The sequence below is a fragment of the Microbulbifer maximicatervae (SeqCode) genome, from assembly GCF_052467695.1.
This window is the reverse complement of record NZ_CP174320.1, coordinates 4,557,519-4,582,887: the sequence shown is the minus strand read 5'-3', so window position 1 is coordinate 4,582,887 and position 25,369 is coordinate 4,557,519. Positions and strand designations below refer to the sequence as shown.

Annotated in this window: 29 protein-coding genes and 1 riboswitch; of the genes, 14 read left to right on the top strand and 15 right to left on the bottom strand. The window is 46.1% G+C overall.

The window, feature by feature from the left end:
* Positions 1 to 7 precede the first annotated feature (7 nt).
* On the top strand, positions 8 to 295 hold the full coding sequence (locus ACJJI8_RS20110; RefSeq protein WP_444933512.1) for a hypothetical protein: 288 nt from the start codon (positions 8 to 10) through the stop codon (positions 293 to 295).
* Between the two features lie 304 nt (positions 296 to 599).
* Here ACJJI8_RS20110 and csrA read toward each other — a convergent pair whose 3' ends face one another.
* Together csrA and ACJJI8_RS20100 are read right to left on the bottom strand one after the other, a co-directional pair.
* Positions 600 to 770, bottom strand: a complete 171-nt coding sequence (gene csrA, locus ACJJI8_RS20105; RefSeq protein ID WP_444933511.1) for a carbon storage regulator CsrA — start codon at positions 768 to 770, stop codon at positions 600 to 602.
* A gap of 1,149 nt (positions 771 to 1,919) precedes the next feature.
* Entirely contained in the window at positions 1,920 to 2,210 is a 291-nt protein-coding gene (locus ACJJI8_RS20100; protein ID WP_444933510.1) for a hypothetical protein, read from the bottom strand.
* A 959-nt stretch (positions 2,211 to 3,169) separates the two neighbouring features.
* On the opposite strand from ACJJI8_RS20100, the gene ACJJI8_RS20095 reads away from it, so the two are divergent.
* The gene (locus tag ACJJI8_RS20095; protein ID WP_444933509.1) at positions 3,170 to 3,520 is read left to right on the top strand and encodes a DUF5992 family protein; all 351 of its coding nucleotides are present in this window, start codon (positions 3,170 to 3,172) and stop codon (positions 3,518 to 3,520) included.
* 257 nt (positions 3,521 to 3,777) lie between these two features.
* On the opposite strand, the gene ACJJI8_RS20090 is transcribed toward ACJJI8_RS20095, so the two are convergent.
* On the bottom strand, positions 3,778 to 4,002 hold the full coding sequence (locus tag ACJJI8_RS20090) for a hypothetical protein (RefSeq protein WP_444933508.1): 225 nt from the start codon (positions 4,000 to 4,002) through the stop codon (positions 3,778 to 3,780).
* A gap of 612 nt (positions 4,003 to 4,614) precedes the next feature.
* Here ACJJI8_RS20090 and ACJJI8_RS20085 point away from each other — a divergent pair.
* The 4 genes from ACJJI8_RS20085 to ACJJI8_RS20070 all read left to right on the top strand — a co-directional run bounded on the left by ACJJI8_RS20085 (position 4,615) and on the right by ACJJI8_RS20070 (position 8,508).
* A complete protein-coding gene (locus ACJJI8_RS20085) occupies positions 4,615 to 4,950 on the top strand; it encodes a hypothetical protein (RefSeq protein ID WP_444933507.1) in 336 nt (111 codons plus the stop codon).
* Positions 4,951 to 5,681: 731 nt separating this feature from the next.
* On the top strand, positions 5,682 to 6,017 hold the full coding sequence (locus ACJJI8_RS20080; RefSeq protein ID WP_444933506.1) for a hypothetical protein: 336 nt from the start codon (positions 5,682 to 5,684) through the stop codon (positions 6,015 to 6,017).
* Positions 6,018 to 6,242: 225 nt separating this feature from the next.
* Complete coding sequence (locus ACJJI8_RS20075) at positions 6,243 to 6,584, top strand: hypothetical protein (RefSeq protein ID WP_444933505.1); 342 nt, start codon at positions 6,243 to 6,245, stop codon at positions 6,582 to 6,584.
* A gap of 457 nt (positions 6,585 to 7,041) precedes the next feature.
* Positions 7,042 to 8,508, top strand: coding sequence for an alanine/glycine:cation symporter family protein (locus ACJJI8_RS20070; protein WP_444933504.1), 1,467 nt, complete (start codon positions 7,042 to 7,044; stop codon positions 8,506 to 8,508).
* Positions 8,509 to 8,551: 43 nt separating this feature from the next.
* Here the strand turns inward: ACJJI8_RS20070 and ACJJI8_RS20065 are convergent, their stop codons facing one another.
* Together ACJJI8_RS20065 and ACJJI8_RS20060 are read right to left on the bottom strand one after the other, a co-directional pair.
* Positions 8,552 to 8,926 carry a SirB2 family protein gene (locus tag ACJJI8_RS20065; RefSeq protein ID WP_444933503.1) on the bottom strand — a complete coding sequence of 125 codons (375 nt, stop codon included), beginning with the start codon at positions 8,924 to 8,926 and terminating at the stop codon, positions 8,552 to 8,554.
* A gap of 233 nt (positions 8,927 to 9,159) precedes the next feature.
* Complete coding sequence (locus tag ACJJI8_RS20060; protein WP_413662402.1) at positions 9,160 to 10,032, bottom strand: M91 family zinc metallopeptidase; 873 nt, start codon at positions 10,030 to 10,032, stop codon at positions 9,160 to 9,162.
* Positions 10,033 to 10,709: 677 nt separating this feature from the next.
* On the opposite strand from ACJJI8_RS20060, the gene ACJJI8_RS20055 reads away from it, so the two are divergent.
* The 5 genes from ACJJI8_RS20055 (at position 10,710) to ACJJI8_RS20035 (ending at position 14,910) form a co-directional block, all read left to right on the top strand.
* Positions 10,710 to 11,126 carry a hypothetical protein gene (locus ACJJI8_RS20055; RefSeq protein WP_444933502.1) on the top strand — a complete coding sequence of 139 codons (417 nt, stop codon included), beginning with the start codon at positions 10,710 to 10,712 and terminating at the stop codon, positions 11,124 to 11,126.
* 5 nt (positions 11,127 to 11,131) lie between these two features.
* Positions 11,132 to 11,353, top strand: coding sequence for a hypothetical protein (locus tag ACJJI8_RS20050; protein WP_444933501.1), 222 nt, complete (start codon positions 11,132 to 11,134; stop codon positions 11,351 to 11,353).
* A gap of 270 nt (positions 11,354 to 11,623) precedes the next feature.
* Entirely contained in the window at positions 11,624 to 12,619 is a 996-nt protein-coding gene (locus ACJJI8_RS20045) for a zinc-dependent alcohol dehydrogenase family protein (protein ID WP_444897661.1), read from the top strand.
* A 250-nt stretch (positions 12,620 to 12,869) separates the two neighbouring features.
* On the top strand, positions 12,870 to 13,826 hold the full coding sequence (locus ACJJI8_RS20040; RefSeq protein ID WP_444933500.1) for an antibiotic biosynthesis monooxygenase: 957 nt from the start codon (positions 12,870 to 12,872) through the stop codon (positions 13,824 to 13,826).
* 136 nt (positions 13,827 to 13,962) lie between these two features.
* The gene (locus tag ACJJI8_RS20035) at positions 13,963 to 14,910 is read left to right on the top strand and encodes a DUF5996 family protein (protein WP_444907964.1); all 948 of its coding nucleotides are present in this window, start codon (positions 13,963 to 13,965) and stop codon (positions 14,908 to 14,910) included.
* Between the two features lie 18 nt (positions 14,911 to 14,928).
* Here ACJJI8_RS20035 and ACJJI8_RS20030 read toward each other — a convergent pair whose 3' ends face one another.
* The 4 genes from ACJJI8_RS20030 to ACJJI8_RS20015 all read right to left on the bottom strand — a co-directional run bounded on the left by ACJJI8_RS20030 (position 14,929) and on the right by ACJJI8_RS20015 (position 17,995).
* Positions 14,929 to 15,408, bottom strand: coding sequence for a low molecular weight protein-tyrosine-phosphatase (locus tag ACJJI8_RS20030; RefSeq protein ID WP_444893542.1), 480 nt, complete (start codon positions 15,406 to 15,408; stop codon positions 14,929 to 14,931).
* A 41-nt stretch (positions 15,409 to 15,449) separates the two neighbouring features.
* Positions 15,450 to 16,076, bottom strand: coding sequence for a hypothetical protein (locus tag ACJJI8_RS20025; protein ID WP_444933499.1), 627 nt, complete (start codon positions 16,074 to 16,076; stop codon positions 15,450 to 15,452).
* Between the two features lie 126 nt (positions 16,077 to 16,202).
* On the bottom strand, positions 16,203 to 16,871 hold the full coding sequence (locus tag ACJJI8_RS20020; protein WP_444933498.1) for a class I SAM-dependent methyltransferase: 669 nt from the start codon (positions 16,869 to 16,871) through the stop codon (positions 16,203 to 16,205).
* 212 nt (positions 16,872 to 17,083) lie between these two features.
* Positions 17,084 to 17,995: a LysR family transcriptional regulator gene (locus ACJJI8_RS20015; protein ID WP_444893545.1), complete on the bottom strand. Its 912-nt coding sequence runs from the start codon at positions 17,993 to 17,995 to the stop codon at positions 17,084 to 17,086.
* A 106-nt stretch (positions 17,996 to 18,101) separates the two neighbouring features.
* Between ACJJI8_RS20015 and ACJJI8_RS20010 the strand changes: the two genes are divergently transcribed.
* The gene (locus ACJJI8_RS20010) at positions 18,102 to 18,401 is read left to right on the top strand and encodes a GFA family protein (protein ID WP_444933497.1); all 300 of its coding nucleotides are present in this window, start codon (positions 18,102 to 18,104) and stop codon (positions 18,399 to 18,401) included.
* Positions 18,402 to 18,735: 334 nt separating this feature from the next.
* Here the strand turns inward: ACJJI8_RS20010 and ACJJI8_RS20005 are convergent, their stop codons facing one another.
* The 6 genes from ACJJI8_RS20005 to ACJJI8_RS19980 form a co-directional block, all read right to left on the bottom strand.
* A complete protein-coding gene (locus ACJJI8_RS20005; protein WP_444893547.1) occupies positions 18,736 to 19,179 on the bottom strand; it encodes a YtoQ family protein in 444 nt (147 codons plus the stop codon).
* 156 nt (positions 19,180 to 19,335) lie between these two features.
* Entirely contained in the window at positions 19,336 to 19,803 is a 468-nt protein-coding gene (locus ACJJI8_RS20000; RefSeq protein WP_282932387.1) for a nuclear transport factor 2 family protein, read from the bottom strand.
* Positions 19,804 to 19,969: 166 nt separating this feature from the next.
* Complete coding sequence (locus ACJJI8_RS19995; protein ID WP_444933496.1) at positions 19,970 to 20,851, bottom strand: phosphotransferase; 882 nt, start codon at positions 20,849 to 20,851, stop codon at positions 19,970 to 19,972.
* A 12-nt stretch (positions 20,852 to 20,863) separates the two neighbouring features.
* On the bottom strand, positions 20,864 to 21,514 hold the full coding sequence (gene pnuC, locus ACJJI8_RS19990) for a nicotinamide riboside transporter PnuC (protein ID WP_444933495.1): 651 nt from the start codon (positions 21,512 to 21,514) through the stop codon (positions 20,864 to 20,866).
* The gene (locus tag ACJJI8_RS19985; protein WP_444893550.1) at positions 21,507 to 21,770 is read right to left on the bottom strand and encodes a hypothetical protein; all 264 of its coding nucleotides are present in this window, start codon (positions 21,768 to 21,770) and stop codon (positions 21,507 to 21,509) included. The genes pnuC and ACJJI8_RS19985 overlap by 8 nt, the downstream gene beginning before the upstream one ends.
* Before the next feature lie 61 nt (positions 21,771 to 21,831).
* Complete coding sequence (locus tag ACJJI8_RS19980; protein ID WP_444933494.1) at positions 21,832 to 23,973, bottom strand: TonB-dependent receptor; 2,142 nt, start codon at positions 23,971 to 23,973, stop codon at positions 21,832 to 21,834.
* Positions 23,974 to 24,028: 55 nt separating this feature from the next.
* Positions 24,029 to 24,144: riboswitch (TPP riboswitch) on the bottom strand.
* Positions 24,145 to 24,205: 61 nt separating this feature from the next.
* On the opposite strand from ACJJI8_RS19980, the gene ACJJI8_RS19975 reads away from it, so the two are divergent.
* Together ACJJI8_RS19975 and ACJJI8_RS19970 are read left to right on the top strand one after the other, a co-directional pair.
* Complete coding sequence (locus ACJJI8_RS19975; protein ID WP_444933493.1) at positions 24,206 to 25,042, top strand: SDR family NAD(P)-dependent oxidoreductase; 837 nt, start codon at positions 24,206 to 24,208, stop codon at positions 25,040 to 25,042.
* A gap of 39 nt (positions 25,043 to 25,081) precedes the next feature.
* On the top strand, positions 25,082 to 25,369 hold the full coding sequence (locus tag ACJJI8_RS19970; RefSeq protein ID WP_444933492.1) for a hypothetical protein: 288 nt from the start codon (positions 25,082 to 25,084) through the stop codon (positions 25,367 to 25,369).

The following is a 25,369-nucleotide window of genomic DNA, read 5'->3' as shown; positions in this document are numbered from 1 at the left end:
TACACAAATGGACTATTCCAAGAATCCCATTCTCCCTGGGAAGCATTGTTACTTAAGAGGTCAAACCATATGCACTATTGGCATTAATGGTTGTAGTGAAGCCGTTGTAGCGCAGGCTGCGTATGCAACAAATCTAGATATCCATAAATTCGAGAAAGGTCCTAGTAGTATTGCTGGCGTTGATGATTATTGGCCATTTCAATTTGGTTCAGAGCTAAGCGCTATGAAGTCGTGGAGAGTTTCAATCAAGGCGCAAAATGATGAATTTGGATACAAGCAGAAGGGATTGTATTGAGAAATTGGGTATAAATTTTCAGGATGTAGTAGAAAGGAAGCGTCAGCAGTCGCTTATACCCTGTGCCCAGCGCATATCGAACTGGATACAGTCTCTGCTGACCCCACCAAGCCTTTAAAGCGGCTGTAAAATTACGGCTGAGATACAACCAGTGTTTTGCTTATATACCCAGGCGTTCGAGTATGGGGGAGCCTTCTCAGAAATGGAGCCGTGCTTTCTGGGATCTAAATGTCGACCGTTCCAGTCCGCTAGCTTTAAATAGCGATCCAGCCGAAAGGGCAGCCCTTTCGGCATATTCAGTTTCTCACTGGCTACTCCTCCTGATACGCACATAAATCTCTTCGCGGTAAACAGGCAGGGATTTGGGGGCATTGATCCCTATCTTCACTTGATTGCCCTTAACCTCCAATACTGTAACTGAGATATTGGTTCCAATTCTCAAGTTCTCGCCGGTCCGGCGCTTTAAAATCAACATGGTCATTTCCTGCAGAGATTAAAAATCGTGTGCGGATCTTCCGCATGGGGGATGCTTGGTAAGTAATGGGTGGCAGAAGTGAGCGGCGGTGCACGAGAGCGGTAAGCGTAGAATAAGAAAAGACAGACGCAACGCTGCCAGAGCTTGAAGAATCTCTTCAAGCCTCTGAATCTGCTCCACTTTATTGAAGACGAGCGGGTTTCTAGCGTATTATCCACTGAGCCACTTTGATAGTTTGGTTATCAATTTGGTTAGCTGGCCCCTGGTGTGTCCGCACCTTGGGTCAGCGCCTTTTACTTACTCTTACGTCACGCTACCGTTCTCCTTTGAGAGATGGGGTTGGAAAACTCTTGGGTCTCTTGATCTTTTGGTTGCGAGCCTATTCAGGCATACTCAATTACGGCCAAAATATCGATAAATATCTGTCAATTCTACGTAGCTTTGACACTAAAGCAAACTGAATAAAATCTAATAAGATTATTTTCGTGCCTATATTTTATGGCCTATTCATCCATGGATAGGGCATGGAGCACCCATAGATTGAAAGTTGTAGGAAGGTTTCACGGTGAGTTTTTGTAGATTCTTAATTATAAGTTTTGGATTGGTAGCTTTGAATAGGTGTGGTTTGAATCATGTAAAGCTTGTCTCCGTGATTTAGGCCGTAAGTAGCCCATCCAGCTTCAATGGTGAGAAAATTCTAGTTAGAGGGTATTTGCGTATTCGCAATAAAAGTAGGGCTCTATATCTAAGTAGAAGTTTAGCTGAAGGGCGATTAGTATAATGCAAGAGGCTGCTGGCTTTCTCCACCGCCTCTACTCAACTCGCCCAACCTGTAAATCGGCCTTCCAAGTTTTGATTGAAGTAAAACCCGTGCTTGGAATTGATACCCAATCACTCGTGGGCAGGAAGAGCGCTGCCGGCAATACCACCGCGTTTTCTAGGGGCTATATACCGACTGTATTGGTTCAAAAGTTCCACATAAGAAAGTGTAACTAGTCGGTTATACCTTGTACTTAGAGTTTATCGAGGTTGTATTACCGCCTGAACTGAGCTCGCTCAGCCTTAAGGTGACTTTAATAGTATTAATTGGGATGGTGAAGTAGCCATCCCCCAGTACATCAATATGCTAACCTGTCTTTGCTGCTTAAATTAATGTATAGACAGATTTCTTAAATCAGCAACATTTGAATGAACACTACAGTCATCTGTGCTCTTTATTACTACATCTCTTCCGGCTGCCAGTGCTGATAAAAGAATACTTAAATACATCTTCCCTTCTTCAGTGGTTCCTATGAAAGCAAATGAAAAACTAGTATTTGTTGAGCAGGCTACTTCCCCGGTTGGAGCGTCTTCAGTTTCAATAAAGACTTTTCCTTCATCTTCAGAGCTTGTATATGAGGGGGCCTGTATGAATTTGGGAAATCTTTCCTGAATAAACAAACTCGGCATTGCTGAATGTGGAATAAAAGCCCAGTAAAACCACTACCAAAATTCTCATTTTGATTTCCTTGTAGTAAATTGTAAAAAATATAAAGGTGTTAGTGTAGAGGCTGTATGGTACAATACTTTGACTACGCTGCGCTAGCAGCGTGCAAATTTATATCGTTTGCCATCCCATCTATTTAGTCTGCTTGGTTGTGCATGTAGGTTCGAGAAAGCATTTGATCCTTGTTTCAATTCCATGGCGCTTATAACTAAGATTATTTTTATTTCTCAAGCATTGGTTTTTGGTTGGTGAGCCCTGCTACCAATCCGTCAACATTAAGTTCATTTTTGGAAAGATTACAACTTAGTTTTAATTGGGTGAGATGTGGAAGGTGTTTCTGGACGCCCGAGGGTTGAAAGGAGCAAGAATTAGGTTTTGGCTTTAAAAATTGAGGCTTTAGGTAAAAGCCAAGAGGAGTGGAGGTAGCTAGGGAAGGAAAAGATAATCAGCAGGGTGCTCTAGAATGGTAGCGTCAGCGATCGCTGATGCCGTGTACCCAGCGTTTCCCGAGTTTGATACAGGCTTGTCGCGATCCAGTCAGGCCTTGAAAACGGTATTCAAAATTACGGCTGAGATACAACCAGTGTTTTGGTGGTACTCCCAGGCGTTCGAGTATAGGGGGCGCCCTTAGAACTGGAGACGCGCTTTTTGGAACCCAAGTGTTGACCACTTCAGCCTATAAGCTCCAGGTAGTGATTTAGTCGAGACTTCTTATATTTTGAATAACTAGAAGTAGACGCTGTTCGCTTCCTTTGGGTAAGCTTATTGGAAGGCGGGTTTGTGCTAAGTAGAACATTAGTTTTCTTGGTGGCGATTAGGGGTAGATAAGCCACCTTGCCGGGCAGTCAAGTTGACCTTGTCCGGCAAGAATAATAAGATTTTCCCCTCTATTTAAGAAACTACACTGGAAGTAATGATGAAGAAAATTATAGCCACTAGCTTAATGGCGCTTTCCATGCAGGCAGTTGCAGATAAAGGCTGGATTGCTACAGATGTTGAGGTAACAGCTGTTACAAATACCAATTCTAATGGCCAAAGCTTTTCAGTGGTTGTGACTGATGGTGATGGAAATTATCCATGTGAAGATACAACAATAGGTTTTCCTCTTGGTGCTGCAGGCAAGGAAGGCGGGGATGAAGGTATTCATAACAGAGCATTTAGCTTAGCCATTACAGCCTTAACTGCTGGGAAAAGAGTCAGCATATATAGCTATTCTGACAACTCAATATGTAGTGGAGCAGCACATATTAAGTTGCTTAAATAAGCTTATCGGCCTAGGTGCATCCTCACTGTATCTAGGCAAATTTGTAAAATTTAAGCTCTAGACTCTTTAGTGATCATAGATTCGTCCATGCAACGCATAAACCAGTTGATATCCATCGATCTTTCTCTCCAGAGGGCGATAAGCACCTTGAGTTTTTCCATATCATTGTGATCAAGGGGGCTGCCCTGAATATAGCATTGAGCTAGTATTGATGTATTAAAAGGCTCTTGCCAGCGATGAATGACTTCAGTGTCGGACTAAGTTTTGGCCGTAGTTGAGTCAATATAGAGCATAAGATGATGGTAGTGACTGCTCATTACCGCATAGGCTGCGATATCAAGGGCAAAGGTACCAGCCAGTTTTTGTATTCTGGCCTCAATCCAGTGACGTCGGTGCTCATAGTTTTTCCCAGACTGAGCATCTCTAGCAAAGGAATGCCCTACGTACACAGCGAGAGATGCAATGATAATAGGGTGCCGCATCAAGAGATATCTGTGAGTATCAAGGTGGGGTCATGGAATTAAAGGGTATCTTTTTTATATCCAGTATTTTGTGGAGATCCTTACACTAAGTTAATGGATTTAACATTTAAATATATTTCTTTGATGAGTGCCCGAAAATACGGATGCTTCTTTCCGGAAATACGTTCGTTGTTTTTCTTTCGGTTTCGAGTGAGTTCGTCTCAGAATTAGGTGTAAAGGTTGATACCTTTAATTGTTGGTGCATTAGCTCCATTTGAAACTCTCTTTTTTTGGGAGGTGAAGCAGCTGGGAAAGAGTATCTGAGTGCTATTTGATAGGTGGATTATTTTTCTTTCTTTTGTTTTTATATAGAGTTAATTGCGTGATTTTCACGATATAAAAATGTTAAAGTTGGGCGGCAAGCTGCCCAGAAGATAATTGTTGTGTGAGTTATATAGAATGATGAATAAAATGTATTTGCCTTTTAAAACAGAAAGCTTATGATGATTGCTACTCTAATTGAAGCGTTGATTCTGCTTAATTTATTGTTGAGTGCCGGGTAGGAGAGGTGCAAAATTGTGCTATGATACACAAGCCTCACCTTTTTATTATAGTGATTTTTAGGATATATTGATGAGAAGAAGTATAACTGCAATGTTAGCAGTACTCTTAATGAGTACATCTGCGCTAGCTGAAGACTGGGTAACTCATACGGATACGATTGAGAAGTTAGATGTTTGGCCTTCTGGTAGTAATGCGTGGGCGATATCGATTGTGCCAAGTACAGAGCCCAATGCAAGCTGCCCCGATGGCTTTTACATTGAGCAGAATGCGGTTAACAGTTCTGCGGCTTATAGTACTCTTTTGACCGCTTTCAGTATGGGGCTTCCGGTATCTATACAGTTTAAAGTATCTACTGCTTTAAACGATAACTGTAAGGCGAATCGAATAAGGTTAAAAGCTTCTTAAAGGTAATAGTTTGATTTTGCGAGCGGCGGATCAGACGGGTTCGCCTTCTCTGGTTTTTGTTTCTGATGCCTATTCTAATGGCTATTTCTTTCTGGTTTAGAGTTAAGCGCTATGAAATCGTGGGGAGTTCTACTTGGGGCTCGAAACGGTGGGTTTGGATAAAGACAGAACAGATAGTGTTAGAATATTGGGTGGAAATTAGTAGGATTTAGTAAGCGAAAAATTCAGGACACCTATTGGTTAAAAGGTGATATGGGTCGGTCATACAGTTGGCAAGGGCTTATACATCTACCAAGCCCTGGGGCTTAAAAGAGTGCTGCACGATCACCTTCGGGATTGGCCTGGCACGTGAAAACCTCAGCCTCAACAGCAAGTAGATCAATTGATCTTTTACAGAGTTGTCCGCCAAAAAGGTGCAATGGAATTCGGACGTTTCTATTTCACTGTGATCAAATGGATTACCCCCTAAAAACGCAGGGCTAATTCGTAATCTTTCAATAGTTGCTGGCAGTGGGTATTAACCTTAAGGTTTAGTCAGGTGTTTAGGGGTTCCGAATCGATAAAATTACAATATGGTTCTAACATTTACTTTCGTATAAATTGCCGAACAAATTCGCTGTGTATAAAATAGATAAGTTGGATTTTGCCTCATTTCTAAAAAATGAGACAAAGTTATTATAACTGGTACAAATGAAATAATTATCGTCCCAAAATAGGGATAAGGGTTTATAATGAAAAGTCAGTTAGCGGCAATTATAGCGGCAGGTTTGCTGAGTGCTAATAGCTATGCAGCAGAATACTCCGGATGGACAAGCATCGAACAAATTTCTCTTGGATGGGGAAGTAAAAGGGTTAACTTAATGTTAAAGGATGAGATGCCTGATCCACTTGATTGTAGTGATGCTAATTTAATGGTACAGGCAGATGAAAATGCACCGAATTTAGATCATATCCTTTCTATTGCTCTCACCGCTCATTCAGCAGGAAAAGAAGTAAACCTGGTAATCGATGATGAAAGCTGTTCAACTGGCGGTAATATTAGATTGCTTTCTCTATTGATTAGATAGTTAATAAAAGTAAAAGTGATATATATCTAGGTTAGAGGCGGTGCGACAACTGTAAGGCAAATTGAATCAAGCTAAGCGCACCGTATAAACGGTCAGGTTTTACAATAGACAAACTGATTTTTGTAATTTTAGATTACGATAGGTGTTGCTGATTTTTTAAACGGGACAATTTACTTTGTCCCGTTAGTAGATAGAAGCACAATAATTTTTTATTGGAGTGTTAATGTGAGATTTTTTTCGTTATTTTTGATTTTTTTCTCTGCTAGTGTTTTTGCGGACTTTCCTGAAGAGCAGGGTGAGATTAATTTTCTACAGGTCCATAAAACGCCTGAGTCAGACTCATCCTTAGGGAATAGATTTATTGTCAGGCTAGATGGAGATATGTCTGACGATACTTGTGGTGGTGGACAGTGGACTGGTTATTTGACGTCTGAAGCTGGTGCGGCCCAATATTCAATGCTGCTTTCTTCTGTTATGGCCGGGAAGAAAGTGAAGATTGAAGGAAATTCAAATGTGATCTGTGAGGGTACTTCCACTCTTATTCGAAATATTTATTTGGTGTTCTAAGTCAGCTTTATAGTGGTTTCGCGCTGAGGGTGTTGGAGTGTCGTTTTAATGAATGATCTTCAGCGCATTAATAGATCTTATGAATTTGACAGATTTCATTATTATCATTTTGTTTTACTGGTTTTGCATGCCTCCTAAGTACTATATCTTGCGCAACGATTCAATTTTGAAGTAAATAAAAGTCTTTTGAAACGGCTATAGTTGCTAGACCTTATTTCTTAAAGCTAGTTAAGCTTAATTAGCGGTTAGTAGTTCTTAAAGTGTTGCAACATACCATTCTCTGAGTATTCCAAGGTTAATAGGAAGGTTTTTGAGGTTGGTATAATTTCTACGCCAACTCTGTCATGTATCTTTACAGATCCATTTTTTTCTCAAAATTAATTCTTGAAATATCTGCTAATCTTACTACCAGCGGGCTGGCGGCATTTATAACTATAAGCGGTCAATGGGTTAGGTAATGCAGGATTTTCTAGATCATTTCACTACCCTGATCGAGTGGGCAAACCTGCTTGCCTGGGGTGGCGTCGGTGGCATCTGGTGGCTTGGAATCTTGATTTTAGGATTGCTGCCGGCGGGGCTCTACTTTTCTATTCGGACTCGCTTTATACAATTTCGTCACTTTGGTCATATGGTCAAAGTCATGATTCGTGGCATCCATAAGGAAAATGAAAATTCAGTAACCGCATTTCAGGCATTTGCCACTAGCGCAGCTGCGAGAATCGGCACCGGAAATATTGCTGGTGTGGCTGTGGCTATAACCGCTGGCGGGCCCGGAGCGGTGTTTTGGATGTGGCTGGTGGCCTTGCTGGGGATGGCTACCAGTTTGGTGGAGAATACTCTCGCGCAAACTTACAAAGAGCGCGGCGATGTTCCCGGGGCGTTTCGCGGCGGGCCTGCCTATTACATTGAAAAGGGGCTGGGACCACAGTGGAAATGGTTGTCCCTGACTTTTTCAGTTTTTCTCATGATTTGTTACGGATTTACCTTTAATGCTGTGCAGTCAAATACGATGGCTGCCGCATTGTATGGAGCTTGGGGTGTAAGCCCTTTATGGGTGGGTTTTTTTATTGCGCTCTTTGCCGGGATTATTGTTTTTGGCGGTATTCGTTCAATTGCGCGCTTTGCCGGTATTGTTGTCCCTTTTATGGCAATTGGTTACTTGTTGGTAGCATTCTATGTGTTGGTCGCCAATATTGCTGAATTACCTGGGGTGCTGTTGGAAATTCTGGCAAATGCCTTCGGGTTTCAGGAGGCTGGGGCGGGGGCCTTTGGTGCGGCGGTGGCCAATGGAATCAAGCGGGGCCTGTTTTCCAATGAAGCTGGACTTGGCTCCTCGCCCAATGTCGCTGCTGCTGCAGATGTAAAACACCCAATGGTGCAGGGATACGTGCAAATGGCATCGGTATTTCTCGATACCATTATTATCTGCACTTCCACGGCAGCAATTATCTTGGTGGCAGATGTCTTTATGGTCGGTAATTTGGAAGGGGTTGAGTTGGTTCAAGACGCGCTGGCGAGTGAGGTGGGTACCTGGGGGAGTAGTTTTATTGCTACTGCATTGATGTTTTTTGCCTTTACATCAATTATCGGTAACTACTATTACGGCGAAACCAATATTTATTATCTCTACCACACTCGAACATCCATCTTATGTTATCGGCTATTGTTTTTGATGTTCGTACTTTTTGGGGCTTGGGTGGCAGATACGGGAAGTGCAGAAAATTTTGTCTTTCTTTGGCGTATGGCCGATGTCTCGATGGGTTTTATGGCATCGGCAAACCTTATAGCTATCTTACTTTTGTCTGGTGTGGCCTTTAAGGTAATGGCAGATTACGAGAGCCAGTTGTCTTCCGGGGTGCGTGAGCCGGTGTTCAATGGAAGTAAATTTAAAATAAAAGGCATTGAGCACGATGTTTGGGGTTGATACCAGTTTGAGGTTGATACCAAGAGTGCTCAATGCCATCCAGTTACAAGCTGGGCTTGTGCATCGCCAGATAGAAAATAGCGACTACTTGCAGGAAGGCAAGTACACAGGCAGTGATTCTAATTGGCTTGGAGAAGTTGGGGCGCAAAGCAAAGATGCCAGCAATAATGTAGCCAAATACCAGGGCTACTTTCGCAGCTAGCCAGGGCGATGTGCCCGGGTTCCAGCTGCCGAGAACCACCAGTCCGGCAGCCGCAGCTAACAGCAAGGTGTCGTTGAGGTGTGGCACCCAGCGTAGGGGGCCATTTCGCCAGCCCGTGTTGTGGCTGAACTCCAACCCCACTCTGATGGTAAACAGCAGGATACTGAGCGCTGCGGCGGTCATGTGGACGTGTTTTATAAGGGCATAATCAATCATGGTTATGATCTGCTGTATGTTGACCAAGGTGTTCTGTGTGCCTTCCATGCAAAGGGAAGGTGTGATTCTAGCCGCCAAAGCATAACGACATGCTGCGGTCGGATGCAATATGTAAAGCGGGGAGGGCAAGAAACCTGCTGCTAGCGATATCTCATAAGTTGATACCGTTAGCAGTAGGTACAGATCATATCTGTCAGTTTGCTTTGGTGCTGGCGGGGCCCATATGCGCGAGATTAGTTCAGGTTTCTGATCTGGCCATACTTCATCCGTTGCGCTACGCCATGTTCAGCCCGAATCATGTTTTCGTTAATGGCTAGCGGGTCAGTAGGTACATTACCGTCATCGTCACTGAGCCCGACAGTGGCGATCTCCTCACGCAATTCCATGGAGCCACCTACCCAAATCCAGCCGCTAGTTCTGGTTGAGATCAGGTTGTTACGGTTTGGGATAGTTATATTGTTATAAACAATATTTAGACCGCCATTGGCAATGCGGGCCATGGTTAAGGGAGCATTTTGCTGGCGGAGCACTCTACCCATGGGAGCCTGGCGTTCATCCGCCAGGAAAGTGGAATTTGCACTGCCCGACAGGTATCGCCCGCGATTACAGCGGTCAGCGTGGACCAATTCATGGGCCAGGGTGATATAGCTTGGGCAATTCCCCATTGCCACGGTGCCGTTGTTGGCCAGGTTGGCGGTTTGCAGGGCTGTATTGTTCCACATTACAACTCCGCTGGAGCCGCTGCTCATCACTTTGGCCATAAAGCCTCTGTCTGGGCTTACTAGTGGGAGGTAGCTCTTAAAGCCGCTCCATACCTGATCCATCAGCCACTGGTCGGGACGAAATCCGAGAGCGTGGTGCTCAGTAATTCTGGTGTCGTGGCGGCTGGTAATTAGTCGGCGTAGCAGAGTGGTGCTGTTTGCCCTCAAACCAGCTGCAGTCAAAATACCAACTCCCTCTGTAATTCGCAGCACATGTCGCCCCCCGGTTCGGTATCGCTCCTGTGTATAGGTAAGCGCGGTACCGACACCGCCGACAAGAGTATTCAGGGCAGCCCTTACTTGTGTGATAAACGTGATATTACTGGAGTCAATGCAGAGTCCCATTGTTATTCTCCCGTCCTGCTCGCAATACGAATTATCGTGGCTGAGAAAAGCTGTGACTTTTTGAAGTTTCTTAAATGGAAATTAATACGTAAGCAGCATAAAGCTAAAGGTATTAATCGATATGATTTTGATAATAGTGTTCTGTACTTGCCTAGAATTTCTGAACTGAAAAGTTCTCTTTGGTCAGGTTGTATGTTTTGTAAGCGAGGCAGGATGAATTCCTGGAAAATTAAATTTTTTTTTGTAATTTTTTTGAAATACATCTTGTAACTATCTAAATGATTATTTTAGGGATGCCTCTACGACTCTACTCCCAACTGGTACGTTTTGCTATATATTTTATTTTCCATGATGATTATTTTAATAAATTTAAATAATTGCCTGTTGAGCAGTGTTGGAGAGCGCTATTTGGCAACTTACTACTGGGGTGGAAGGAAAGAATACACCGCACTCGAGACACGCTGTGAATACATCCCTGTAAGCTCCTAATCGGCATCCATGCCTCATAGGGTCCCAAGCGTGGTGTATTCTTTCCTTCTCCCTTTTTAGTATGTGCTTGTCTGCTTTTGGGTACTGCGAAATGCTAAGTTTGGCTTGCATTGTGTGTTTTCTTGGTTCTGATTGGGCCTCAAGGGATGTAGCTGTAAAGTATTAAGGAAAGTATTTGGGGGAGAGATGTGGGATTAACCATTAAATTAGTGCTGGTGTTAGTTGTTGTTGCGGGTTTGATTCTGGTATATGCAACTGTTTCCTATAGCAAATATAAATGGGTAGCGGTTGAGTATCCCGTTGATGTTACAAAAAAGGGAAGACGTGAATTTAACTTCCGATCGCAATTAAGTGTGCCTTACGAGCTGGAGTTGCAGACAGAAAGGGTGCTTGATTTTCGCGAGCAAAATTGTCGGTTGGGTATTCAATTTCTTGATAAGGAAAAGTGTAAAGATTATTCTGAAACGCTGGCTATCGATTGGGCAATTTTAGAGGAGGGGGTCGAGGTTGCAGTGGGTAAGAGCGGTGACAAGGCCTCAGGATTTTGGGGGGCAACAATGGGAAAAACACTGCATGTATTCGAAATAATAAAGGGCAGGAATTAGCTTCTGTGATAGAGCCTGACCCTGCATTTGCTGTTGCGGACCCGGTGCTTAAGGCGGTAATTGATCGGGTAGAACACAAAAGTGCCGTTGTTTACTCCGGCCTGCTTAATTTAACTTCTTATCTGCTTATTGTTATCGCTGCTGCAATTTGCTTCATTGGACTTACTACTGGGGTGGAAGGAAAGAATACACCGCACTCGAGACACGCTGTGAATACATCCCTGTAAGCTCCTAATCGGCATCCATGCCTCATAGGGTCCCAAGCGCGGTGTATTCTTCCCTTCTCCCTTTTTAGTATCTTCAAGTGGCTGACTTGAAATTGCTAGCTTGAACCACACATAAGTAGATCCAAATGGCGATTTGTAAATGGGTTTGATTTATCAGGAGGAATCTAAATGGCCCCACTGTTAATAAGCGTCAAACTCTAGTGTTCATGGTACATTTTGTACAGCGTGAAGGTCGTTGTTCATAATCAATCGAAAAAAGGATACGGCGATATGTTAAAGGCGGAATATCAAGAGCGCGGACCAGTGCCGCAGGATGTTATTGAGGCGGTGTCCTTTGATACCCCTGAACTTCAAGAGGGGCAGGTGTTGCTGGAGATGCTGGCAGCACCAATTAACCCTTCAGATGTTCTGACCCTGACGGGCGATTATGGGATGTTGCCTCCTCTTCCTGCGGTTGGAGGCAATGAAGGTGTTGCCAAGGTCGTCAAACATGGACCTAATGTTACCGCGCCAGCCATTGGCCAGGTCGTTCTCCTGCCGGTAGGAAGCGGCACCTGGGCTACACATATGGTGGCCAATGCCCAGGGGCTGATTCCGCTCCCGAATAATGTAGACCCTCTACAGCTTTCCATGATAACGATTAATCCGCCAACAGCTTACTTGCTGTTGAGCGAATTTGTAGATCTCAAGGAGGGGGATTGGGTTATTCAGAATGCCGCAAATTCCGGTGTGGGGTCTTATCTGACAACCCTGGCCAAGTTGCGGGGCCTGAAAGTGATCAATGTTGTCCGCCGTGAGTCTTTGATTGAGCCGATGAAGGCCGCAGGCGCTGATGTGGTTCTCGTGGATGGTGAGCACCTGGGTAAGCGAGTGGCTGAGGCTACTGGTGGTGCTGAGATCAAGCTAGGCATTGATGCTGTTGGTGGAATGGCAACTGCTCGCATGGGTGAAGCTCTGTCAAATGGCGCAACCTTAGTGAATTATGGCGCGCTTAGTGGGGAACCTTGCGTTATCGCACCGGGGATGATCATCTTTAAAGATATCACCGTGCGCGGGTTCTGGTTGGCCAAATGGTTCGGCTCGGCATCCCCAGAGCGGCAACAGGAAGTTTTTGGCACTATCACAAAGCTTGTAGCGGAAGGTAAGTTATCTGCACCAGTTCATGGCACATACCCTCTGTCTGAAATTAAAGAAGCGGTACGAATAGCTGCGGCAGGCGGGCGTGACGGCAAAGTACTGGTTGTTAGTGAAAGCCTGACTAGCTGATTGCTCGCGCATTTATTTTTCTAGCGGAAGTGCCACCCAAATAGGCGACACTTCTGCAGACCGCTCCGTCATTCGTACGGAGCGTTACTTCCCAAATGCTACCCTTGATGTCAGCCCTGACATTTCGTCTAAGTTTGTTTGTTGCGATAGTTTTCAGCAAAAGCATTCGTTCGCAAAAATGAACACAAATACATTCTGCTTGCATAATACTTTGATCTCTAGTTCATCCGCCGGAGGCTGCTGCCAGATAATGGAAGAAGGTTCCAGTGCTTGTCTCGTATTGTCTCAGGAGGTGCCAAAGTACCTGGGGGATGAGTATCGATCATGGCATCAGAAGCTGGTGGATGTTGCGCTAGATTGTGATGGGCTGCTCGAGGTGAATTTGTTAGAGCCCGTTTCTAATATCCAAAATGAGTGGGTTCAAATATTTCAATTTGATACGGTTGCTCACCTTGAAACGTTTCTTGGAAATAACTTACTTAAAGATCTAATTGCTTTTTTAGAGAAGAAATTCTCGGTTGAAGTAGTATCTCAAGTTATCGCTGGTGCAGATCAACTAACAGTGCCCGTAACGATTGTGATATCCAAAAAAGTGAAGCCTGAATTTTTTCGCGAATATATGCAGTGGCAGAAAGAAATTGATAAAGCACTTAAAAAATATCCAGGCTTCTTGGGTGCTGGTCTAACTAAGCCAATAAAGGGGGTTCAAGAGGAATGGGTTGCAATATTTCGATTTGACTCAAATAAGCATTTAGACAGCTGGCTTAATTCTGATGAACATAGGCGATTGGTAAAACGTGGTGAAGGGTTTTTTGAAGATGTAAAAATCAAGCGGATAGGGCATGGCTTTGAGGATTGGTTTTCTCGGGCTCGTGGCCGAGCTCAAGACACCGCGCCCTCGCAGTGGAAAATGGCCATGCTCATTTTATTGATGTTATATCCGATAGTTATGGTTATTACGATGTGGTTGTTACCTTTGGTAGAGAGTTGGCCCTTTGCGACGACTAACTTCTTTATCAACTTATTAATTGTTGCGTCGCTTACTTGGGTGGCGATGCCGCTGATAACTAGAGCTTTTAATATTTGGTTGTCTGACAAGTCAGGACAGCTAACAAAAATCAACACTATCGGAACCCTTATCATTATTGTTCTCTATGGGGTCTCGATAATGCTTGTTGCTTGGCTGTCGAGTCTGAATTTAAAGTAGTCTTTCATGATGATCAAAAGAGAGCGTTTATCTATTTTTAGTTTTTTCGGACGGGGTATTTTTAGTGGTCTAAGCTTGGCGGTTAACAGAAGGCACTAGGTATTGAGCGAGTCAAAGGATAGATGGAGCACGTATAGTGAGCAACTTAAAGAATCGGTCTGAGAGTAAAGACTGGCCAGAGTTACCCTACGCTGAGTCGGTAAATACGATTGCCACCTTGCATATGTGGATGCAAGTTATTGGCAAGATTCGCCTGGTACAAACCCCTTGGATCAATCACTCCTGGCATGTTCCTTTATATATTACCGCCAGAGGGCTGGAGACATCCCTTATCCCTTATGGAGGACGGTCGTTTTCTATTGGCTTTGATTTCTATCATCACGTACTGAAGCTATTGACCACTGAGGGGGGGGAATGGGTATTACCCTTGGAGTCCCGCACAGTTTCTGATTTCTACTGGGAAGTGATGGCTGCACTCAAGCAGCTAGGTATACCGGTTGAGATTAACACTATGCCATCCGAAGTGGCGGATGCGATACCCTTTGAGAGGGATCAGGATAACTACGAGTATGATCCGGATTATGCTAGACAGCTTTGGCAGGCGTTGGTGCAAATTCATCGGGTTTTCACTGAGTTTCGCAGTCGTTTTATTGGCAAGTGCAGTCCAATTCATTTTTTTTGGGGAAGTTTTGATTTAGCACTTACCCGTTTTTCTGGCAGGGAGGCGCCTCCGCACCCTGGAGGCGTTCCACACTTTCCCGATTGGGTGGCCAGGGAAGCCTACTCCCATGAAGTTAGCAGTGCCGGTTTTTGGCCTGGTGGCGGTGGTGTAGATGGTGCTTGCTTCTATTCATATACTTACCCAGAGCCCCAAGGATTTCCCGAAGCAAGGGTCGCGCCCGCCTCGGCTTACTATTCCAAAGATTTGGGGGAGTTCTTACTGCCCTATGATGCGGTGAGAGCTTCACGCTCCCCTGATGAGGCACTGTTTGACTTTTTGCAGAGTACTTATGAAGCTGCAGCCGATAAAGGAATGTGGGATAGGTCTGCCTTGGAGGAAAGTTTCCCCCCACAAGCCCGGTAGAATTTGTGGGGTCTTTGCTTATTTTCTGCTTTTAAGCTGCTCGATAAATGCATCAGATGCTTGTTCTATAAGCTGGAGAATATGTTGAAACCCTTCAATACCACCATAGTAAGGATCGGGTACTTCAGCGAAATCACTATCTTGCAGCACTGATAAAAATAACCCTAGTTGGGCGTCTGATGAGTCAGGCTGCAAGGATTGCAATGCTTCCAGGTTATCTTTGTCCATCGCAAAGATATGATCGTATTTTGTAAAGTCGGTAGTGGCTACCTGGCGAGCGTAGCTATTTTCAAATGAATAGCCATTTTCTTCACCAATAGCCAAAGTTCGCGGATCTGGTCGCTTACCCGCGTGGTAGCTGATAATGCCCGCAGAGTCGACAGAAACAGGAATACCCGCCTGCTGTGCCTTGGTGCGGAAAACAGCTTCGGCTAAGGGAGAACGACAAATATTACCGAGGCAGACAAATAATATCGAGAGATCTGAATTGGCTGTCAAAATAGCTCCAAGATACTTCGGGTAAATTAAAGAGGCGCATTTTAATCAAAATATCGAATGTTTACACGCTGGCTATCAGGGGTAATAGAAAGTACAGCTTTAGTTTCAATATAAAATGGCTGATTTTCATTTGAAACATAGTTGGGATTAAGCTGCTTTTTTGTGAAAGAGACTGTGTTTTCTGTTGTCCAGTAAACTTGGTCTGGCCCCCACTTTTCAGGCTTTAGCTCGTATAGTAAGCCCAAAGTATTTTCAGATAGCTTGTAAACCTGTAAGGCATTTTCATTAAAACCGGCATCCAGGTCTTGTTCGGCAACAAAAAGGTAGCCGCCTTGTGGAGACAGCAAAGGGTAGCCGGCAAGAGAATATTCATGGCCGTTTCTCAAGTCGAGCAAAATATAGGAATGTGCTTCCCAGAGCTGTTGATGAATCAGTAGCAGGTTATCAGTTATTTGATCAATTGCAGAGTAGGCTATATTTTCTGCGGGATTATTAGCGGGAAGGATGTCTGTGTACGTCAGTGATTTTCCGCTATTCAGGGCTATAGTCAGGTGCCTTGGTTGCGTTCGCTGGATATGGTCGACCTGATTACTCAATCCACTTTCGATTGACCTTGCACAGTCTAAGGAGTTGTGAATGTCAGGACATTCAAATTTATCTTCAAACACACTGAAATGCAGGCCCAGGCAATAATTGGGAACTACTACTAAAGCTGACAAGGTAACGAATATCAGCGGATTTCTCAGCCCCAGCTTAAACGAGAACTTCATCCTCATAAGTGCCCTGTAGATGCTCTAGCCAGTGATTTTGTGCCGCGCACTGAATAGTGCCACACACCCGCGAACTTCTATTTTGTACTCCTTAAATCGACTGGCAAGGAATGTATTGAGGTCCTCTTCACAATCCTGAGTATTAGAAAATATCCCTTTCTTATTGTAGATAGCCATTAATTTCTTGGCAGCTCCACTTTTCGGTACGCCTTCGGACAGGATGGTGGAACCAAATACGGTGCCTGAATCCGATAGCAGGGTTGCGACATTATCCAGCGCAACCAGTTTTTCTGATAGCTTGCCGGGAAGGCAGTGAAATAGGTAATTTAAGGAGATTGAATCAAAAACTTCAGTCTCTAAAGTAATTTTATCCAGGACATTGCAGCGGAACTGTGTTGGATTATACCGGGCCACTCTTTGCGCTGAGATATCCAGGCTGTTTTGATTCAGGTCCATCAGGGCGAGGCGGACTTTGTCGGAGGGGAAATGGCACTTGTCCATAAAATAGCCCGTTCCAACACCTACATCCAAGTGGTTGGAGGATATATTTCGATTGAAGTGCTCTAGTATTCCAGGAGTTGGGCACTTCCAAATAAAGCGGTTTGATATGCCCAGAACCCACATATCATAAAGCCAAAGTACGGGTTTGGAATAGACAGCTTGGCCTTGTTCGACCTCTTTAGTGATTGTCACTTCAATCTCCAATGTATGACTGTTGTGCGGCTTTACCAATAAAGGAGAGGGGATGTATCTACAGTGTATTTCGAGAGTATTGTTTTCACTCTCTTCAGCCCCAGTAGCAAGCCGCTTATTATTGTTCTATGGTACCACCTAATGTGGTGCTAAACAGCTGAGTGTTTCACAGAGGATCTCTAATCGCTGCAGAGTTCTTTAGTGGCACATTCTCACTCATCAAACAGGCTAAAGTCATACTCCTGCAAGCGCTCTTGTGCAAAGTTCAAAAACACGTCAATTTTCTTTGAATCTTTTCGCTTTACTTTATAGATAGCGCCTACAGTTTTATCTTTTCGCTCCAAGTCAGGGAGTACCTCTACCAGTCGCCCCTTTTTGATATCCCGTTGGCAAAAATAGGAGGGAAGCTTGGCAATGCCATTCCCGTTTAATGCGGCTGCTCGGGTATGGAAAGTTTTGTTGGATATTAAATTTCCATTGAATTGATAGAACTTCCCATCAATTGACCAGCCATCTTCCAGGCCGTCAAGGCGGGTTAGCATGATGTTGTGTTGGCTGAGCTCGGCAATGGATTTGGGGCAGCCGTGTTCTTCCAGATAGGTCGGCGCGGCAATAAAAATAGGGCGGATACTAAATAGGGGCTGGGCGTAAAACTGGCAATCGGGCAGGGTTTCCCAGACGCGAAAAGCAATGTCGATATCGTCCTCGATTAAATCCAGGTGATAGGGGCTGAAGATAAGCTCCAAGCTGAAATCGGGGAATGCTTTCTGAAAATCATTGCAGATATGACTGAATACTTTTAAGCCGAGGGTTTCCGGAAAAGTGATTTTTAATTTTCCTCGGGTGAGCGTTGCCGCCTCTGCAATCTGGTCTTCCAGCTCGGTGAATGAGCTGATTATTTTTTGCCCTTTCTGGTAAGCAATCCTTCCGGCGTCTGTGACAGCGATTGCCCGGGTGGTGCGATTGAGTAATACCTGGCCAAGGGCCTGTTCAAGTTGGGCGAGAGTCTTGCTCACGGTGGGCGTAGACAGGCCCAAGTGCTTGGCAGCTTTGCTTAAGGAACCGTGATCAACAACACTACAAAAAACGTTGATCAAATGGTATTTGTCGTACTCTCTACGCACAGACTGTTTCCTTAAAGCTAAAAGATCTTTTCAATATATCCCCTTTGTTAAATTAAAGTAAATAGTAAACTGCTTCCCCATACTAATCGACCAGGGAGATAAGGCTATGAATCCGTTAACTTGTCATTGTGGAGCGATTCATTTCAACAAGCTTATAGATGCCCTGTTTGTACCAGCGGGCCAAAGGGGGCACGCTGATACTGAAGTCGCTATCCATATCAGCGATCCTGAAAAGTCACTGCGCAAATATCACTTTAAAGAGGGGGCTTTGCGGGAGAAAGCATTCTGCAAGCACTGCGGTGCGGAAATCTATGCGATCAATCGTAGCGGCGAGGTAGTGCACAACCCATCATCAGAGGCAGCCTCTCGGCCGAACTATGCCGGTGTCCTTAATTACGGCTTTTAACTAGGGAGCCTCCGAATAACTCAGTGATACCTCTGGCATGCAGAGCGTTTCACAATCAAGGCGCGGCTTCGCAGGAATGTCTAGACCTTTCAAGAAGTCGTAACGCGGAGTGTGAATCGCTCTGCAAGCCCCGAAGGGCGGGCCTTGAAGGCCACAGCTGCTGCGTTGCAGCTCTTGCAAAGGGCTACGGCCATTCGCGGCGAGCTGCGCCTAACATCTGCAGCCTTCAAGGCCCGCAGAGGCATTACGGAGTTATTCGGAGGCTCCCTAGCGGCACCTACTGATTGTGCAGTTTTGTCAGTAGATGCCTGCCGGCTTGCTATCCAGAGGCTCCTTAGGCCTGAGTGGTTAAGTACTTCAGAATATCGACAACCTGTGCGGGGGTCTGTGCCCAGGCCTGGGCGGCACCGTCCACTTCCTTGAGTGCGTGCACCAAGGATTCATCGTGAAGTGTGATATAGGACTTGCCTAAGGCTGCACAAAAGCCGGCATCAAATGCGGCGTTCCATTGTTTGTATTTCTCGCCAAATCGAATCACCGCCAAATCACAGTTTTCAATCAGGTGCTTGATTCGGATTGCGTTAACTTTGGCAGATTTGTGATCCCGCCAGAAAGCGTTCTGCTCCTCACCCAGGCCATCACCAGCGGCATCGCTGGCATCGTGGTTGGTGACTGCGGAAGAGAAGGAGATATCCAGCCCTTCTTTTTGGCAACCTTCGATAATTTGCGCACGCCAATCGGAGTGGATTTCGCCGGAGAGGTAAACTTTAAGCTTCATTGAGTGGCCCTTTAGAACTGGAGACTAATATGCAATTTAGAGTCACATACTAGCACTTGGAAGCTTTGAAATCCGGTAGTTGTTCCAGTTGGGAGGGACCTGAGAGAGATCAAATGGACACAGGCCCTGTGCGGGCAGGGCCTGTAAGGCATTTTATTATAGGACTTGCTGCTCAAACTGGACATCTTTGGGGAATTTCTCTGCGGGCAGGCGGGTTGAGTGCAATTGGGCTACTAGCCACTTGCCATCGATTTTCTTAACAATGGCGCTTTCCAACCACACCGCTTCTTTATTGCCATCCTCGGATTTAAAAATGGACTTGGTCCAGTAGTTGATGGTCAGCAGGTTCTCACGCTCTTCAAAATTGATAATGCTGAAGTAGTTGATTCTTTCCAGCTTTGAGGGCTTGGGCTTCATTACGGCGATAAGGTCTTCAATATCCCAGACTTCACCGTGCTCAAGGAGTATAAAATCGTCGCTGACACCGTCTCGCATAGCCTGGTGGTCCAGGTTTGAAAGCGCAGCAAACAGCCCGTCTATCGTTTTAAAACCCTCGGGTTTCTCTACCGCTTGTGCGTTGATTGCGATCAAGGTAAGTAGTATTGCAAAAAATGATCTGATCACAGGAGTACCTCTGTGGTTATTTTTTAGGGGTGTGAAAAAGGGGGGTATTTTAGCCGAGTCGGCCCTAGTTGAATTACTTCGACAGCAACCTCGAAAGCAACTTGGATTGCGCCGCAGTGACTGAAAGTCGTTTCTTAGGGATTAGGCCTATTCTAGCAGGGATTACTCAGCTGAGGCTGTGAGCCGATAGGCCTTTCAATAACTGTTGGGCTTTTTTCCCGATATATCTCCCTTGCTCCGTGGACCTTAGGGTTTGGTTACTCCATTGTACCCCGTGCCAGAGAATACAAAGGTAACCGTAGATCAGCTGCCATAACCCCAAGCGCTGATTGTCTTCAGGTGACACAGTGCGATTAAGATAGCACTCCAGTAAACTATTTTGCTCTCGCTGATTCAAGTTGTGTTCCTCTACCAAAACAGCGAGGTCATAGAATTTATCCCCCATTGCTGAGTACTCCCAGTCGATAGCGTATAGCTTGTCAGAGGGAGCCCAGATCAGGTTGCCAACCGTTAGATCGTTGTGGCACAGGCAAATTTCGTCGCCCATCCGATAAGCAGCATCAATTAATTGCGGAAGCTTCTCTTGCAGTGTGTCGAGCAAGTGGAAATAACTGGCTCGCTTGTCGATAAACTGCCGATAACTAGAGATTTTCTCACTGATGTTTAATTGGGCATCAATTGCAGGGGAACCGTGTATACGGCGCAGCAGATCGGCAAGTTTTTCCAAACTGTGGGCGACATTTTTATCCCAGGGAGTGCCTTCGATATAGCGGGTCACCAGATATCGGTAATTTGGATCACAGTAAACCAAAGGGGCACAACTATCGGAATATGTGGCAGCTTGCAGCGCCTGCTGTTCAGCAGCCCTGTCGAGATTGAGCTGATCGCTGATGCTGGAGTTTATCCGCAGCACCATCAGCTGATCGGCGGACTCAACCAGAAAGGCGTTATTGGTCAGCCCCCCAGCCAGGGCCCTGACCACCGTGGGCCGGGCCTTGCTCCAATGATGCCAATCGTTGGGGATAATGTTGCTCAAGTCCTGGTTCATATCAGTTGGTCACTATGCCGCTGCCATTGTTTGAGGAGCGCTAGCGGTTTGTAGTTTCTCTTTTCGGTAAATGGCTAACCACTGGAAATAGCCAATCACAACCAGCACCAGGTACAGCATAAACAATACGGCAGTAAGGTAGAGTTCTCTGTCCAGGTAGAGGTAGATTGAAGCTCCGTCTACGACAATCCAGTAAAGCCAGTTCTCCAGTACCTTCCGGGTGACCATATAGGTGGTGACGATTGCCCCCAGAGTCGTGAATGAATCCAGGTAGGGGAGGGCGGCACTGGTGTTGCGATCCAGCAGGTAGCCGATCAGTAACGTCAGTATCAGGGTAGCGCCAATAACTATCGAGTGGGTTTTTCCGCTCCAGCGGTGGATTTTTAAATCGTCTTGCCGGTTGCGGTGATTTCTCCATTGCCACCAGCCATAAATTGCCATGAGCAGATAGAAAACCTGCAGTGCAGACTCCATTAACAGGCTGACATCCCAAAACAGAAAAAGATAGATCGCCGTACTGACAAACGCGGCATACCAGCAGCTGATTTTCTCCCTCATGGCCAGAAGCAAATAAGCCAGAGCCAGTATTACAGCGGCTACCTCCCAGAGGGACATGGCCGCAACCGAAGCGCTGATTGCGGTGCTGATATCCTGGTCAAACATGCGCTTCTCCCGGGGCCAGGTCGCCGTCAATAAACTTGCATACAAAAATGGCGCGGCCAAACTGTTCGTAGGATTTGCGCATTTCCAACTTGAGCACATCCATCAATAGATCGTAATTCCCAAACACCTGAGTACTCATTGTATTGGTGATTACCTTGAGTTCTGGATGGCTGTTTAATTGTGCGATAAACGCTTGAATAGCCGGGATGTACTCGTCCTTTAACGGATACATACTGATTTCGACAGAGAGCTGCATAATTTCCCTCTTGATAGAGAGTTCTGGAGCAGCGAAGCGCTGCCCCAAAGCCACTGAGTGATTAGAAGGTGTAGGTGCCTGTTATCCCGGCAATCCGGGGCTCACCATATTGATAGTAGGGCTCGGGTGAGTAGCCATTGGCCGGGTTATTGCCACCCTGGTTGCTGAAGTAGAACCCACGCACATAGTAATCTTCGTCAGTCAGGTTTCTTCCCCACAGGGCAACATCCCAGTTATCTCCCTGGTAGGTCAGGCGAGCATTAACCAGCTCGTAGGCTGTGGATTTTTCGTCGTGGCTATTTGAGAAGTAGAATTCGTCTTTGCCCTCAAGCTCCAATCGCAAGATCAGGTTTGGAAGCAGATCGATTTCTGTACCGGTAAAGAACTGGTAGTTGGGGGCGTGAGCGACATCGCGGCCATCCAGATCGACAGCGGCCAAACTGACCTCGGCGCTGTCATCGCGGGCATCGACATGGGAGCTGCTCTCGTAGCCTTCGAATTCGGCATTCAACCAGCCGGCTGAGGCGAAAAAGCGTAGGGTATCGGTAGCCTGATAGTTCAATTCTACTTCGAGACCCACTGTATTTCCGCCAGCAGCATTGGCAAGGTAGTCACTAAATGATTTTTCGTCAGAGTCAAAAATAGAAACCTTGGCCTGAACGTCATCCCGGTCCTGGTAGAAAGCGGCAGCCTGGGCTTGCAAACGATTCTCCAGCCAGCTGCCTTTAATACCTAATTCATAGTTGATCATATGTTCGGTATCGAACTCGAACATGTCACTGTTGATCTCAGGGTTGATTGTTGATTCTGAGATGATTCTGCCGTTTACACCGCCGGCTTTGTAGCCCCGGGAAACCGTAGCGTAGAGCAGGGTGTTGTCGGTGTAATGGTATTGCAGGGAGATATTGCCGCCCCACAGGTTTTCTCCATTATCTGCATCGATGTTATAGGAATCTGAGTAATCGGCCTCGCGTCTTTCCAGTCTCAGACCGGTGATCAAGTTGATCGCTGGGGTGATTTCTGTAGAGAGCTGGCCGTAGATGGCAGAGTTTTCAGTATCAAAAGTGCTGCGGAAGCTCTGGTTGCGATTCAGGTCCTCGCGCTCCGTGCGGCCGTAAAGGCCCATTACCCAGTGGCTGCGATCCCAGAATAACTTGGACTCTTCGGTAGAGAGTGCGCGAAGGTCAATACTGATATTGTCTTTATCGCGCTGGTAATTATCCGTGGAACTGTATTCCCAGGAATGAAAGCCGATATAGCTCCAATCCTCATCGTAGCCATATTCTGTATCTGAATCGGCGAGGCTGAGGGTGCCTTCTAGGGTAAAGTTCTCGTTGCCAGACCATTGAGCAGTCAATGCGCCGGCAAAGGTTTCCTGGCGATCCCAGCCGGGCTGGTCAGATTGGGTTTCGCGAGTGTTATAGAGAGAGAAAGCATCGTAGCCGTTATCAACGTCGATATAGAAGAGGGTAACGCCCAGCTTTAAATCGTCGGACGGGGAGTAGGCCAGCTTACCGCGCAGTACAGACTCATCAATATTGCTGGTGTCATCTCGGTTGAGATACACATTCTCGGTATAGCCGTCGGATTTGCGTTTGCTGGCAGCCAGTCGATAGCCAAGAGCATCGCTCAAAGAACCACTGGTAGCTGCGGACAGACTCTGTCCATTGTACTCACTCAGCTCGGCGGACACCTTGGTGGTCGACTCACTGGTGGGCGCTGCACTGGTCATGTTGATCAGGCCGGCCAGGGCATTAGCGCCGTACACCGTGCCCTGTGGGCCCCGCAGGATTTCCACTTGATCGATATCCAGGGTGCTGGCTGCGAGCCCCAGGCCAGTAAAGTCGATACCGTCGATGATCAGGCCAACTGAGGGGTTTACTGGATCGATAAACTGGCTGCGCTCACCAATGCCGCGAATCTGTACAAATCGTCCCCTGGAGGCGCCAGACGAAAAATTCACATTGGGCGCCATGTTCAAAAGCTGGTCCAGGTTGGCCGCGCCCCGCGCATCGATCGCGCTTTCATCCAGTACGGTAACACTGGAAGGTAGCTCCAAAAGGTTGGTTTCCCGTAGCTGTGCCGTAACCACCACTTCCTCAAGCCCGGTTTCTGCGGTATTAGCGGTGGCGATACCGGCGAACAGGCTGCTGGCAAGGCTGACAGACCAGGCAATAGGGTGGGTGGGAAACTGTTTTTTCATGGTTCTCTCTCGAATAACGGCAGTGAAAGAGACCCGGAGTGCGACGTGGGGAGGTTTTGCTTTGTCTACCTATTCCTACGCCGGTATTAACCGGATCAGGTTCAAGGGTTTGTCGCGACAGACCAATTTGATCCCCGGACATCTCAGGCAAGGCCACCCCTTAGGTTTTGCGGGCGCGATGATAGCAGAAACTGGGGTATAAAGTGGTAAAAGCAAGGAAGGGAAAGCGCTTATGGATCAGGTATCTTACTTCAGTGGCAAGACGGCACTGATTACCGGTGGTGCTTCTGGAATCGGTGCGGCCTTGGCCTGTCGACTGGCAGCACTTGGGGCTCAAGCCATTATCGCGGATATCCAGCAGGACCTCGCTACGCAGGTTGTCAGCCAAATACAGGAGTCCGGTGGGAGAGCATCGTTTGTTCACTTGGATGTTCGTAACTTTGATCAATTTTTTCAGGTCATTAGTGAAATATCTCCGTTAGATTTCCTTTTTAACAATGCTGGTATAGGGGTGGGTGGATATTTTTCCGATCATAATCTTGAAGATTGGAAAGTGGCGATTGATATCAATTTGTTTGGCGTTATTCATGGGCTCCAATGTGGTTTCCAGGTTATGAAGCGTCAAGGCTCTGGCCATATTATCAATACTGCCTCAATGGCGGCTTTAGTTCCGTCGCCAGCAATGGCCGCCTACTCAGCCTCCAAGAGTGCTGTGGTGGCAATATCAAAGGCTATTCGCCCTGAAGCTGAGTCCTGCGGTGTTCGAGTGAGTGTTTTGTGTCCCGGGGCAGTATCAACGCCGATTTTGCAGGGAGGTGGCGTCAATGGGCGGATGCCAACCCCCATTCCTCCTCAACAGCAGGCAGAAATGTTCGAGCCTCTGGGGCCAATATCTGCTGATGCTTTTGCAGAAAAGGCTTTGTCTCAAATTGCAAAGAACAAAGAAATTATTGTTGTGCCAGCAAAACTTAAGTTGCTGTGGTGGCTGGAAAGATTGTTTCCCTCTTTGCTGTGTCGCCTTTCCTTTAAACAGATGGAAAAAATACTTCAGCCGTTGGGAATAAAATAATTGTATCTTTGGAAAGGCGGAGTAAATTGGGAAATGATAATGTCCTGTGACCACTGTGGTGAAGTTTGGGAGTTTTCTGCTAAGACCCTGTCGAATATTCAAGGGATAGCACGGGATTTTCCTGAGGGGCGCATTACTGCAAGCTTAGTAAAGGCGCAGAGAAGGGAACTTAAGCTGCCCATGCTCTACAGCAAAAATTTTGCTAATCATTTGACTATGAGAGAAGGTTGCTGTTTTTACTGCCAGGAGCCCCTGGGCATAGAAGAGGCGTTTATAAAACACTGTCGGGGCTGTGGAGCCTTGAATTTGGATCGCAGATTCGCTTAA